Annotated in this window: 6 protein-coding genes; 4 read left to right on the top strand and 2 right to left on the bottom strand. The window is 62.5% G+C overall.

The genetic code is table 11. The features are described 5' to 3' along the window. Positions 1-28: 28 nt before the first annotated feature. The 4 genes from CFU_RS06620 (at position 29) to CFU_RS06605 (ending at position 4779) form a co-directional block, all read left to right on the top strand. Positions 29-2047 (top strand): ATP-binding cassette domain-containing protein, encoded by a 2019-nt coding sequence (locus CFU_RS06620; protein WP_238531409.1) that lies wholly within the window; start codon positions 29-31, stop codon positions 2045-2047. Further along, positions 2005-2889 (top strand): Rossmann-like and DUF2520 domain-containing protein, encoded by an 885-nt coding sequence (locus CFU_RS06615; RefSeq protein WP_014005268.1) that lies wholly within the window; start codon positions 2005-2007, stop codon positions 2887-2889. Before CFU_RS06620 ends, CFU_RS06615 begins: the two co-directional genes overlap by 43 nt. A gap of 307 nt (positions 2890-3196) precedes the next feature. Then, positions 3197-4000 carry a transporter substrate-binding domain-containing protein gene (locus CFU_RS06610; protein ID WP_014005267.1) on the top strand — a complete coding sequence of 268 codons (804 nt, stop codon included), beginning with the start codon at positions 3197-3199 and terminating at the stop codon, positions 3998-4000. A gap of 116 nt (positions 4001-4116) precedes the next feature. Beyond that, on the top strand, positions 4117-4779 hold the full coding sequence (locus tag CFU_RS06605; protein ID WP_014005266.1) for an amino acid ABC transporter permease: 663 nt from the start codon (positions 4117-4119) through the stop codon (positions 4777-4779). Between the two features lie 9 nt (positions 4780-4788). Here CFU_RS06605 and ppk1 read toward each other — a convergent pair whose 3' ends face one another. Together ppk1 and CFU_RS06595 are read right to left on the bottom strand one after the other, a co-directional pair. Next, positions 4789-6843: a polyphosphate kinase 1 gene (gene ppk1, locus CFU_RS06600; protein ID WP_014005265.1), complete on the bottom strand. Its 2055-nt coding sequence runs from the start codon at positions 6841-6843 to the stop codon at positions 4789-4791. Between the two features lie 235 nt (positions 6844-7078). Beyond that, complete coding sequence (locus tag CFU_RS06595; protein ID WP_081466558.1) at positions 7079-13777, bottom strand: autotransporter-associated beta strand repeat-containing protein; 6699 nt, start codon at positions 13775-13777, stop codon at positions 7079-7081. Positions 13778-13856: the final 79 nt, after the last annotated feature.

The following is a 13856-nucleotide window of genomic DNA, read 5'->3' as shown; positions in this document are numbered from 1 at the left end:
TTTAGCAGACACTTAGCAGATAGTAAATATGATACGTTTTTTACAAGTTTCCCTGATGCGCGGCATCAAGCCATTGCTCGACAATGTCGAGGTCACCCTCAACCCGGGCGACAAGATCGGCCTGATCGGCGCCAACGGCGCCGGCAAGTCCAGCCTGTTCGGGCTGTTGCGCGGGGAACTGCATGCCGACCAGGGCGAGATCGATTTCCCGTCGAAATGGCGCATGGCCTACGTCGCCCAGGAAACCCCGGCACTGGACCGCCCGGCGATTGAATACGCTATCGACGGCGACGTCACCCTGCGCCGGCTGGAAGAAGAACTGGCGTTCCTGGAAAGCGAACCGGAAAGCACCTCCAACGGCATCCTGATCGGCGAGCTGTACAGCGCCCTGGCCGATGCCGACGCCTACACGGTGCGTTCGCGCGCCGAACAGTTGCTGACCGGCCTCGGTTTCTCGCTGGCGCAAATGGACCAGCCGGTAGCCAGCTTCTCCGGCGGCTGGCGCATGCGCCTGAACCTGGCGCAGGCGCTGATGTGCCCATCCGACCTGCTGCTGCTCGATGAACCGACCAACCACTTGGACCTGGACGCCATCATCTGGCTGGAAGACTGGCTCAAGCGCTATCCCGGCACCCTGATCATCATCTCCCATGACCGCGATTTCCTGGACGGCGTGGTGAATGTCATCGTGCATATCGACGAACGCAAGCTGAAGCGCTACTCCGGCAACTATTCCTCGTTCGAACGCCAGCGTTCCGCGCAGCTGGAACTGGCTGCCGGCACCCTGGAAAAACAGATGCGCCAGCGCGCCCATCTGGAATCGTTCATCAACCGCTTCAAGGCTCAGGCCAGCAAGGCCCGCCAGGCGCAGAGCCGGATGAAGGCGCTGGCCAAGATGGAAGAACTGGCGCCATTGCGCGCAGCAGCCGAATTCTCTTTCGAATTCCGCGTACCGCTGAGCGCGCCTAACCCGCTGCTGGTGATGGAAGATGTGAGCGCCGGCTACCGCACCGAAAGCGAGACCAGCCACGATGTCACCGAAAAGGTGATCGTCTCCGGCATCAACTTCTCGCTGCAGATCGGCCAGCGCATCGGCCTGCTGGGCGTCAACGGCGCCGGCAAATCGACTTTCATCAAAACCATCGCGGAAGAACTTAAGCCGCTGCGCGGCGACGCCCAGTTCGGCAAAGGCCTGTCGATCGGCTATTTTGCCCAGCACCAGGTAGAAATGCTGCGCCATGACGAATCGCCGCTGTGGCACATGGGCAAGATCGCACCGACCGTGCGCGAACAGGAACTGCGCAACTTCCTCGGCAGCTTCAATTTCAACGGCACCATGGTGACCAGCTCGATCGCACCGTTTTCCGGCGGCGAAAAAGCGCGCCTGGCGCTGGCCCTGATCGTCTGGCAACGTCCCAACCTGCTGCTGCTGGATGAACCGACCAACCATCTGGACCTGGAAACCCGCGAAGCGCTGACCATGGCGCTGGCGCAGTTCGAGGGCACGCTGGTGCTGGTATCCCATGATCGCCATCTGTTGCGCGCCACCACCGACCAGTTCATCATCGTTGCCGACGGCAAGGTAGCACCGTTCGACGGCGACCTCGACGATTACAAGGACTGGCTGTTCAAGACCAAGCTGGCGGCCAAGAACGGCGCGACCGCCGGGACTACTGCTAACGCGCTGCCGAAAGCCGGCAGCAAGGCCACCATCGCCAGCGCGGTGGCGCCGGCGGCAGCTGCTGCAGTCGACAACGCCGACCGCCGCGAACAGAAACGCGCGGAAGCGGAAGCCAGGCAAAAGCTGGCAACGCAGAAGAAGCCTATCGAAGCGCGCATCAAGCGCCTGGACGAACAGATCGCCAAACGCGGCGCGCAGAAGCATACTGTCGATACGCGCCTGGCCGATCCGGAAATCTACGATAAAGACAAGAAAAAGGAATTGGCGGCGCTGCTCGCCGATCAGGCGTTTTATGCCAAGGAACTGACGCAACTGGAGGCGGAATGGCTGGAACAGCAGGAAGCGCTGGAGCAACTGGGCAACTAGGCGCAAACGCGCCTACCCTGAGCATCATCGGCTGCGGCAAGCTTGGCCGCACCCTGGGCCGGCTGTGGCACGACAGCCGGACGTTTACCCTGCTCGACATCCTGAACCGCTCGAGCGCCAGCGCGCAAGAAGCCAGCGCCTTCATCGGCGCCGGCAGCGCAGCGGCTTCCTGCGCCGGCCTGCGCAACGCCGACGTCTACCTGATCGCAGCCGGCGACGACCAGATCGCCGCCTGCTGCAACGCCCTCGCCGCCGCCGGCAAACTGCAGCCAGGCAGCATCGTGTTCCATTGCAGCGGCGCCCTGTCGTCGCTCGAACTGGCAGCTGCGTCCGAACGCGGCGCCGCTGTCGCCAGCATCCACCCGATCCGCAGTTTCGCCGTGCCGCAACAGGTCGCCGAGCATTTCGCCGGCACCTGGTGCGGCAGCGAAGGCGATGCCGCCGCCCTCGCCGTCCTCGGCCCGGCGTTCAACGCCATCGGCGCGCAGCTGGTGAGTATCCATCGCGAGCAAAAAACCCTGTACCACGCTGCGGCGGTCTTCGCTTCCAACTACCAGGTGACGCTGATCGACATCGCGCAACAGGCTTACGTTGCGGCCGGAATAGCACCCGAGCTCGCCTTGAAGCTGATCGAGCCATTGCTGTCGGAAAGCGCGGCCAACGCCTTCCGTCTCGGCCCCGCCGCCGCCCTTACCGGCCCCATTGCGCGCGGCGACATGGCTACTGTCGCCAGGCAATATCAGGCGGTCCAGGAATGGCAACCGCAGGCCGCCGGGCTGTATCAGCAATTCGCTGCGTTGACTAGCGATCTGGCTCAGCGCAAGAAAAACGGCGCGTCATAAATTGCTAGTGTAGTGTTTCGTAAATAATGGAGCTTCAGAAATGGTGTATTTTCGTGTCAGGCTAGGCGCAAACCGGAGCGATAGTGGGCCTATCGCGAGGATTTGCAACGACGCATGGCGCGAAAAGACGCCGTTTATGAAGTTTCATTATTTGCGAAGCACTACACTAAATCGGCGATAGCTGATATTTTCCTTAAATGCAAAGACAATAAGTGCATATGGAGTGGCGAAACGGTCATTTCACATTTGCAGGGGAAAACGCTTAACATAACCGTCAGCCGATGCCCACCAACCAAAAAGGAAAAAAATGGCCACCACACTGTCCAAACTGAGCAAGATTGCAGCAGCGGTACTGATCGCCGGAGTCACGCTCAATGCGTTCGCAGCAGACCTGCTGGATACCGTCAAAACCCGCGGCACCCTGAAAGTAGCGATGGAAGGCAACTATCCCCCGTTCAATTTCAAGGACCCGAAAAGCGGCGAGCTGACCGGCTTTGAAGTCGACGTCGCCAAACTGCTGGCGGCCAAGCTTGGGGTCAAGCCGGAATTCACCACCACCGAGTGGAGCGGCATCCTGGCGGGCCTCGGCGCCGGCAAATACGACGTCATCCTGAACCAGGTCGGGATTACCGAAGCGCGCCAGAAAGCCTTCGATTTTTCGCAGCCATACACCTTGTCGACCGCGCAGCTGATTGTCCGCAAAGACGAGAAGCGCAGCTTCCCTACTCTGGAATCGCTGAAGGGCTACAAGCTCGGCCTGGGCCAGGGCACCAACTTTGAGCAAAAAGCCAAGGCGGTTGCGGGCATCGATGTCAAAACCTATCCCGGTTCGCCTGAATACCTGGCCGACCTCGCCAGCGGCCGCATCGATGCAGCCTTGAACGACCGCCTGCTGGTCGGCTATCTGCTGAAGAGCTCCAACCTGCCGCTGAAAGCCGGCGCCACCTTTGGCGACATCGACAAGATCGGCATCCCTTTCCAGAAAGGCAATCCGAAATTCGAGGCAGCGCTGAACAAAGCGCTCGACGAAATCCTGAAAGACGGCAGTTTCAAGCAAGTGTCCTTCAAGTGGTTCGGTTTCGATGTTAGCAAAGCGCCATCGGCGCAATGAGAGCGCATTGATAACGCATTGGTAATTTCTGCGCTACACTTCTGACTCACCCACCATCCCCGCCCGCCGCGGGGATGTTTTTTTAACCTGGGAAGTCCGGATTTAACAGAGACCTTATGGAATTACTGGATTTGCTGCAGCAGGCGGCGCCGACTTTGCTGCGCGGCGTAGGCTACACCCTGGTGTTTGCGGTGGCGTCGATGCTGGGCGGACTGCTGCTCGGTTTTCCCTTGGCGATTGCGCGCATCCTGCCTTCGCGCCTGGCGCGCTGGCCGGCCAGCGTGTATGTCAGCCTGATGCGCGGCACGCCGCTGCTGGTGCAGATCTTCGTGATTTATTACGGCCTGCCCAGCATAGGCATCAGTTTTTCACCGCTCACCGCGGGCATCCTGGCGCTCAGCCTGAATGCCGGCGCCTATCTGTCGGAAAGCCTGCGCGGCGCCATTCTCGGCGTGCATACGGGACAATGGGCCGCCAGCTACAGCATCGGCCTGAACTACTGGCAAACGCTGCGCCACATCGTGATTCCGCAGGCGATCCGGATCGCCGTGCCGTCGATGAGCAATACCCTGATCAGCCTGATCAAGGATACCTCGCTGGTGTCGGTCATCACGGTCACGGAACTGATGCTGGCCACCAAGGAAATCATCGCGGTGACCTTCCGTCCGCTGCCCCTGTACCTGGCGGCCGCGGCGATCTACTGGTGCCTGAGCCTGTGCTTCGAGCGTTTGCAAAGCCGCCTGGAAGACAAGCTGGGACAGGCCCACAAATCGCATTAAAAACGCGAATTAAAAACGCGACAGCAGGTCGATCTGGCTGACCAGCGGCGTGACCTCGCCAGGATCGGCCCTGTGGTAGCTGCCGTCGCTGTCCATGTCCCAGGCCGATGCATTGTCCTGCAGATGCACCAGCAAGCTCTCTTCGATCACGCGCCGCTTGAGCTTGCCGTCCAGGATCGGAAACGCCGTTTCGATACGGCGGAACAGATTGCGGTCCATCCAGTCGGCGCTCGACAGCATCACATGTTCCTCGCCGTCGGCGTAAAAATAAAATACCCGGTGATGCTCAAGGAAGCGCCCGATCACGGACCGCACCTTGATGTTTTCCGACAAACCCGGCACGCCGGGCTGCAAGGCGCACACGCCGCGGATCAGCAGCTGGATCTTGACCCCGGCCTGGGACGCCAGGTACAAGGCTTCAATCACCGTCGGCTCCAGTAATGCATTCATCTTGGCGATGATGTAGCCCTGCTTGCCAGCCTTGGCGGCGTCGACTTCTTTCTGGATCGCAAGCAAGACATTCGCATGCAAGGTGAACGGTGATTGCCACAAGCGCTTGAGCGCCACCTGCTTGCCGAAACCGGTCAGCTGCTGGAACACGTGGTGCACGTCTTCGCAAATCTTGTCGTCGTTGGTCATCAGGCCGAAGTCGGTGTACAGGCGCGCGGTTTTCGGATGATAGTTGCCGGTGCCGAGATGCACATAACGCTTCAGCTTGGTATGTTTGGCGTGGCGCTTGCGGCGCACGATCAGCAGCATCTTGGCATGCGTCTTGTAGCCGAACACGCCGTACACCACATGGGCGCCGACCGCTTCCAGCTTGGCTGCCCAGCCGATATTGGTTTCTTCGTCGAAGCGCGCCATCAGCTCCAGCACCACCGTGACTTCCTTGCCGTTCTTGGCCGCCTGCATCAGCGCGCTCATCAGCGGCGAATCGTTGCCGGTGCGGTAAATGGTTTGCTTGATGGCCAGCACATCGGGGTCGATCGCCGCCTGCTGCAACAGCTCCAGCACCGGCTGGAAACTTTCGTAGGGGTGGTGCAGCAGCACGTCTTGCTGGTCGATGATATCGAACACCGAAGCGCCGGTGACGAAGGCTTTCGGCAGCACCGGGCTATGCGGCGTGAATTTCAGGTCAGGCCGGTCGACCAGGTCCGGCAAAGGCATCAGGCGCACCAGGTTGACCGCGCCGTTGACCCGGTAGCAGTCGCCGGGCGCCAGGCCGTTCTGGTTCAGCAGCCGCTGCACCAGCGAAGCCGGCGTGCCGTCCGCCACTTCCAGCCGCACCGCATTGCCCAGCTGGCGCGTCGGCAGCTCTCCTTGCAGCGCCAGCCGCAGGTCGGTGACTTCATCCTCGTCGACAAACAAGTCGCTGTTGCGCGTCACGCGGAACTGATAACAGCCGCCGATAGACAAGCCTGGAAACAGCTCGCCGACAAAACGCTGCATGAAACTGCTCAGCAGCACAAAGCCGTATGCATGCGCCGACAGATGCTCCGGCATCCGGACCAGGCGCGGCAACACCCGCGGCGCCTGCACGATAGCCAGTTCGGTTTCGCGGCCGAAGGCATCCTTGCCGCTCAGCTTGACCGCGAAATTCAGGCTCTTGTTGAGCACCCGCGGAAAAGGATGGGCCGGATCCAGGCCGATCGGCGTCAGCACCGGCAACAGCTCACTCTTGAAAAATTCATGGGCCCAGGCAGTCTGCTCCTCGTTCCATTCCGACTCCTGGTAAAAAGCGATGCCCTCGGCATTCAGCGCCGGCAGCAATACATCGTTGAACAAGGCATACTGCCGCGCCACCAGTTTCTGGGCGCGCTCGCTGATGGTGCTGTAGGCGTGCTGCAGCGACATGCCGTCCGGCGTTACGCCGTCCACCGCTACCCTGATCTGCTCCTGCAAGCCAGACATGCGGATCTCGGAAAACTCATCCAGGTTGCTGCTGGTGATGCAGACAAAGCGCAGCCGTTCCAGCAAGGGGACCGCGGGGTCTTCGGCTTGCGCCAGGACCCGCTCGTTAAAGGCAAGCACACCGAGTTCGCGATTGAGCAATGGGAAAGTCATGGTCTGGTCAGAAAATGGTCGGGGATATGGAATACAAAGGCGGATTTTTCAGCAATTACCAATATGGCAAGCTGATTGTAAGGAGGGAATGTGACGCGGGAATGACAAGGAGAAGGCCTGGCGGACAGGCCTTGGAATCGGCAGACGATCGCCCTGCAGACGCGGCTATCGCGGTTTTTCCCGAGATAACGCCGCAAATGCAGGGGCTGTTTTCAGCTACATCAAAATCACGCCATCAGAATTTCCAGGCGATGTTTGCCTTGATGGCGTTGTCCCTTACCTTGTCGCCGAACTGTCCTGAATATCCCAGGCCCAGCGTTGCGCTCTTGCCGATGCCGACGTCAATCCCGGCTTCCACCAGCATGGCGTCGCGCGCTACCGGCACGCCGGTCACCGCGAATGAGGCAGCGGCGTTGCTCTTGAACGCCAGGTCCGCAGTCGGCGTCACACTACCGAATGCGTGGCGCCAGCCGACCGTGCCGCGGGCCGTCACGCCTGAGCCAGGAGCACCCAGGAGGGTTGCTGCCCTTACGCCCAATGTCGAGAAGGTGACGTTCTGGCTGTCGCTCTTGCCGCTCAGGGCAGCGGCGCCGCCGTTTTCGCTGAAGCCGTCGGTATGCAGGTTGACATACGCCAGGCCGGCGAACGGTTCCAGCGCTACCCGGCCCGCCGCGATGGCGTAGCCAAGCTCACCGAAAACCTGGGTGGTGTGGGCATCGTAGCTGGACTTGGTGCTGTCGGAGAAACCCGGGAACACGATGCTGCGGTCGGTGTCCAGCTTGTTCCAGGTATATGCGGTCCCCAGGCGCACGCCAAGCGCGCCGAACTGCGCGTCGCCGTATAGCGCCAGGTGATAGCTGTCGATGGAACCGGAGCCGTTGGAGCGGCTGGTGTCGAACGATGTGTGGCCGATGCCGCCGGCGACACCTGCACGCCAGGTATCGTTCAGCGGCGTGTCGACCCCGACAATGAAGCCGCCGGTGCTGCGGTTCACGTTGGCCACGCCGTTCTCGCCATCCAGGTTGCTCTTGGCGCCATATACCTGGCCCCAGACCACCCGCGCATTGCGGCGGTCGTCGGCGCAGGCGTTATCGGCACGCAACGGATCGTTCTGCTGGGTTGCGCTATCCGCTGTACAGCTGGCTGCACCGCCGCTCGAGAGCGCCGACAAGACCCCGGAACGCGCGGCCGACCCCTGGCGCGCGCGCGCCGTGACGGCATCCCTGATGTAACGGCTGTCTTCCAGCATGACGCTGCGCGCGCTGGCCTGAATCTCGCCGGACAGACTGTCAAACGCCGCTTGCGCCGAGGCCAGGTCGAGCGAGGTGATGGTGTCGTAAATCGTGTTGCCGCCGCCGAGGATGGTGACAGCGTTAGCCACGCTTTGCTGGTTCGGCGTAGTGGCCGCCTGCTGGAACGACACACTGTTACGCACTAGTTGCAGGAATACGTTCTTGGCGTCGTAGCTCAGGCTAGGCGTCAGGAATACCAGGTTCGACGTCACCCCTGAAAATGTACCGTTGACGCCGCCGGCAGCAGTAAGGATCGTATAGTTGTTGGTCGGCTTGTAGTCGCCGATCGCCGCCATCACTTGCACCGTTCCGCCAGTCAAGCTGGTGCTGCCGCCGACCTTGATCAAGTCGCTTTGCTGCGGCGTCGCCTTCACCTGATAAAACGATCCAGGCGTAAAGGCGGCGTTGCCGGCCACCGTCAGGCTGCCGATAGGCTTGCCGGCGGCGGCAATCGCTGCCGTCCCGCCGCTGTTGACCAGCAATCCGCCGATAGTCCCGGGGCCCTGGATGGTGCCGCCGTTGTTGACGGTGACAGTCGAATTGGCGATCGAACCGCTTACCGCCAGGGTACCTGCATTTACCGCGGTCGGTCCGCTGTAAGTACTGACGCCGCTCAAATCCAACACCCCGGCGCCCAGCTTGACCACGCTGCCGGTGCCGCTGATCACGCCACCATAAGTGATATCGTCGGAGCGATTGAAAGCCAGTGTGCCGTTATCGACCACGTTGCCTACAATGCTTCCTGTGGTGCCGCCATTCCCGATCTGCAATGTACCGGCATTGATGGTAGTGCCGCCGGTGTAGGTATTGGCGCCGGTCAGCGTCAAGGTATCGCTGCCGCCCTTGGCCACCGTCCCGGCGCCCGAAATAACGCCACCGTACGTGCCGCCGCCGTTCACCGTCACGCTACCGCTGTTGCCGCCTAGGGTCACATTACCGTTGCCGCTCAAGCCGGCCACCGTTATCTGGAAGCCGTTCACATCGAGCTGGCCGGCATTCAGAGCCAGGCTGCCGGTGCCAAGCGCAGAATTATTGCCGACGGTGATCGTGCCGTTGTTCAGGACCGTGCCGCCGCTATAGGTATTGGCGCCGGCCAGGGTCAGGTTGGCAGCGCCATCCTTGGTCAGGCTGCCGGTTCCGGACACCACGTTGCTCAATGTCAGGTCGTTGCTGCCCGCCACGGTCAGGCCGGCATTCAGGACTACCGCATTATTCAACGTCAGCGGAATGGTGTTGTCGATGGTTGCGGCGCCGCCGACAGTCAGTGCGCCGGTGCCGATCGCTGAGCTGTTGCCAAGTATCAGCGAACCGGCGTTGATGGTCGTGCCTCCGGTGTAGGTATTGGCGCCGGTCAGTGTCTCGGCGCCCGTGCCCTGCTTGACCAGGCCGCCGGTGCCGCCGATGACGCCGCCGAAGGTCTGGTTGGTGGCGTCGCCGAAGGTCAAGGTATTGGCGCCCAGTGCGACTGTGCTGCCTGCTACGCCGGCCAGCGAACCGATGGTCTGGTTGCCGCCGGCGGAAATGTCCAGGCCGGCGCCGGCGCCGGCAACGTTGACCGCCACGGTCGGCGCCAGGCTGCCGCCTGCGCCGATAGCCAGCGTACCGGCGTTGATCGTGGCGCCGCCAGTGAAGGTATTGGCGCCGGTCAGGGTTTCGGTGCCGGTGCCTTGCTTGACCAAGCCGCCGGTGCCGCCGATGACGCCGCCGAAGGTCTGGTTGGTGGCGTCGCCAAAGGTTAAGATATTTGCGCCCAGTGCGACTGTGCTGCCTGTCACGCCAGCCAGCGAACCGATGGTCTGGTTGCCGCCGGCGGAAATATCCAGGCCGGCGCCAGCGCCCGCAACGTTGACTGCCACGCTCGGCGCCAGGCTGCCGCCTGCGCCAAGCGCCAGCGTGCCGGCATTGATCGTGGCGCCGCCAGTGAAGGTATTGGCAGCGGTCAGGGTTTCAGTGCCGGTACCCTGCTTAACCAAACCGCCTGTGCCGCCGATGACCCCGCCAAAGGTCTGGTTGGTGGCATCGCCGAAGGTCAAGGTGTTGCCGCCCAAAGCTACCGTGCTGCCTGTCACACCGGCCAGCGAACCGATGGTCTGGTTGCCGCCGGCGGAAATATCCAGGCCGGCGCCGGCGCCCGCAACGTTGACTGCCACGGTCGGCGCCAGGCTGCCGCCTGCGCCAAGCGCCAGCGTGCCGGCGTTGATCGTCGCGCCGCCAGTGAAGGTATTGGCAGCGGTCAGGGTTTCAGTGCCTGTGCCCTGCTTGACCAGGCCACCGGTGCCGCCGATGACTCCGCCAAAAGTCTGGCTGGTGGCATCGCCGAAGGTCAAGGTGTTGCCGCCTAAAGCTACCGTGCTGCCTGTCACACCGGCTAGCGAACCGATGGTCTGGTTGCCGCCCGCGGAAATATCCAGGCCAGCGCCAGCTGCGGCGACGTTGACTGCCACGGTCGGCCCCAGGCTGCCGCCTGCGCCCAGTGCCAACGTCCCTGCATTGATGGTTGCGCCGCCAGTAAAGGTGTTGGCGCCCGTCAGGGTTTCGGTGCCCGCGCCTTGTTTGATCAAACCACCAGTACCGCCGATGACGCCGCCGAAGGTTTGGTTGGTGGCGTCGCCGAAGGTCAGGGTATTGGCGCCCAAACCTACTGTGCTGCCCGCTACGCCAGCCAATGAGCCGATGGTCTGGTTGCCGCCGGCAGAAATATCAAAACCGGCGCCGGCGCCAGCGACGTTGACCGCCACGGTCGGCAGCAAGCTGCCGCCTGCACCGAGGGCCAGCGTGCCGGCATTGATCGTTGCGCCGCCGGTGAAGGTGTTGGCGCCTGTCAGGGTTTCGGTGCCCGCGCCTTGTTTGATCAAACCACCGGTGCCGCCGATGACGCCGCCGAAGGTTTGGTTAGTGGCGTCGCCAAAGGTTAAGGTATTCGCTCCCAAGGCTACTGTGCTGCCTGCCACGCCGGCCAGCGAACCGATGGTCTGATTGCCGCCCGCAGAAATATCCAGGCCGGCGCCTACGCCGGCAATGTTGACTGCCACGGTTGGCGCCAGGCTGCCGCCTGCGCCGATGGCCAGCTTGCCGGCATTGATGGTTGCGCCGCCGCTAAATGTATTGGCGCCTGTCAGGGTTTCCGTACCCGCGCCTTGTTTGATCAAACCACCGGTGCCGCCGATGACGCCGCCGAAGGTCTGGTTGGTGGCGTCGCCAAAGGTCAGGGTATTGGCGCCCAAACCTACTGTGCTGCCCGCTACGCCAGCCAATGAGCCGATGGTCTGGTTGCCGCCTGCAGAAATGTCGAAACCGGCGCCAGCCGCGGCGACGTTGACCGCCACGGTTGGCGCCAGGCTGCCGCCTGCACCAATAGCCAGCGTACCGGCATTGATTGTCGCACCGCCAGTGAAGGTATTGGCGCCGGTCAGGGTTTCGGTGCCGCTGCCTTGTTTGACCAGGCCGCCAGTGCCGCCGATGACGCCGCCGAAGGACTGGTTGGTGGCGTCGCCAAAGGTCAAGGTATTTGCACCCAGTGCGACTGTGCTGCCTGCCACGCCGGCCAGCGAACCAATGGTCTGGTTGCCGCCTGCAGAAATGTCCAGGCCGGCGCCAGCGCCCGCAACGTTGACTGCCACGGTCGGCGCCAGGCTGCCGCCTGCGCCAATGGCCAACGTACCGGCGTTGATCGTCGCGCCGCCAGTGAAGGTATTGGCGCCAGTCAGGGTTTCGGTGCCGCTGCCTTGTTTGACCAGGCCGCCGCTGCCGCCGATGACACCGCCATAGGTCTGGTTGGTGGCGTCGCCGAAAGTCAAGGTATTGGCGCCCAGGGCTACCGTGCTGCCTGCCACGCCAGCCAGCGAACCGATGGTCTGGTTGCCACCCGCAGAAATGTCGAAACCGGCGCCGAGGCCGGCCACGTTGACCGCCACGGTCGGCGCCAGGCTGCCGCCTGCGCCGATGGCCAGCGTCCCGGCGTTGATCGTCGCGCCGCCGGTGAAGGTGTTGGCGCCGGTCAGCGTGGTAGTGGTGCTGCCGTTTTTCACGAGGCCGCCGGCGCCGGAAATGATGCCGCTCAGGCCGAGGTTATTGCTGCCGGTGAGGGTCAGGTCCGCTCCGCCGGCGAGATTGATGTTGTTGCCCAGCGTCAGTGCTGTGCTGGTATCCAGTGTTGCGTTGCCCCCCACTGCCAGGGTACCGCTGCCGATAGCAGTCGCGTTCCCCAGGATGAGTCCGCCAGCGTTGAGATTGGTATTGCCGCTATAGCTATTGGCGCCGTTCAAGGACAGCGTGCCGCTGTCGTTCTTGGTCAATCCGCCGACGCCCGAGATGATGCCCGATATGGTCAGTGCGCTCGCGCCCTGGACCGTCAGCCCGCCGCCTAGCAGGTTGAAGCTGTTGCCAAGATTGAGGCCGCCGGCAGTGGCCTGGATCGCGCCGCCGTTGGCCGTAATTGCACCGGTGCCGAAAGAGGCGGAATTGTCGAACAATGCCAGGCCGCCGTTCAGCGTCGCATCCTGGAATGTCTGCGCTCCGCTCAAGGTCCAGCTGCCGCTGTTGAGTCCCAGGTGCTGGAAGTTGATGTAGGTGCCGCTGGTAATGGTGCCGGAACCGGTGCTGCCGCTGCCGGTGCCGGTTGCCGTGTTTTGCAGGAGCAAGGTATTGTTGCCGCCGGCGCCGCCGTCGACCGTCCCGGTTGCGGCAAACCCGAGGTTGAGGCCGACTACGTTCAACAGGTTGAGGCCAAGGCTGCCGCCTGAATTCACAGTAGAGCCGGTCACCGCGGTAAAGGTGTTGCTGCTGTTGACGCCCATCGATACGCTGCCGGTGATGGTCCCGGAATTGACGAAGGTGTTGCCGGTGCCGGGCGTACCCGAAGCCTCGAACGCAACCCGGCCGTTGATGGTGCCGGAATTGACAAAGTTGACCTGGCCGCCGCCGTAGGCTGCAACCACCGGCGCATCGGATGCGAACAGCGAGACGCCCAGCAAAGGCGAACTGCCGATGGTGCCGGTATTGGACAGATTGCTGACGCCGCCGGTGCCGTTCTGCACCGCCAGCGCGACACCGTTCAGGTTGGTCAGGCTCACCCCTAGCAAGCCGCTGGTGCCCTTCATGGTGCCGCTGTTGTTGACGGTAACGGTGCTGGCCGCGGCATTGCCGATCACGGTGCCGGTCGATAGCAGGCTGGCCGCCCCCAGCAGCGACGGATCTATGGTGCCGCCGTTATTGAGCGTGACATTGTTGCCGGTCAAATTCATTGCCGTCCCGAGCAGGCCCAGCAGCACGCCGGCGCTGGCGCCGGTGTTCACGTTCACCGTCAGGTTATTGGCGGCGCTGCTGAATGAAGGCGCCAGTAGCGGAGCAGCGCCGGCGCAGGTGACTGTCGCGCCGTCAGCCGGATTGGCCGGCGTGCAATTGGCCCAGGCTGTCGAACCGTTCAGGGCAAAAAAGCCGGTTGTCGCCAGTGCGAGCAATGCCGGCAGGCGCCGCAGCTGCGGCGTGGTTTCGCCCTGGCCGGACAGGCCGCCGGCTGCGCCGATCGAGGCCGTCGACAACAGCAGGTTCGAGGCTCCCTTGCCATTGGTCTTGGCCAGTTCCGATGTGACTACCAGCGCACCTTGTGTCTTGCTCCATACCAAACGATAAGTCTTGCTCATGACGTTCTCCGGAAAAATACAAAAAAATAGGCAAAAAGACGCCCTCAACGCCGGGACGAGTCCGTAGCGAAGAAAATTG

Origin of the sequence: Collimonas fungivorans Ter331 (genome assembly GCF_000221045.1) — a bacterium.
Lineage (GTDB): Bacteria > Pseudomonadota > Gammaproteobacteria > Burkholderiales > Burkholderiaceae_D > Collimonas > Collimonas fungivorans_A.
The sequence above is the reverse complement of the archived record's forward strand: the minus strand, read 5'-3'. Positions and strand labels throughout refer to the sequence as shown.

Coding starts and splice junctions, on each gene's coding strand:
- CFU_RS06615 (WP_014005268.1), top strand. CDS start 2,005: ATGGCTGGAACAGCAGGAAGCGCTGGAGCAACTGGGCAACTAGGCGCA.
- CFU_RS06620 (WP_238531409.1), top strand. CDS start 29: ATGATACGTTTTTTACAAGTTTCCCTGATGCGCGGCATCAAGCCATTG.
- CFU_RS06605 (WP_014005266.1), top strand. CDS start 4,117: ATGGAATTACTGGATTTGCTGCAGCAGGCGGCGCCGACTTTGCTGCGC.
- ppk1 (WP_014005265.1), bottom strand. CDS start 6,843: ATGACTTTCCCATTGCTCAATCGCGAACTCGGTGTGCTTGCCTTTAAC.
- CFU_RS06610 (WP_014005267.1), top strand. CDS start 3,197: ATGGCCACCACACTGTCCAAACTGAGCAAGATTGCAGCAGCGGTACTG.
- CFU_RS06595 (WP_081466558.1), bottom strand. CDS start 13,777: ATGAGCAAGACTTATCGTTTGGTATGGAGCAAGACACAAGGTGCGCTG.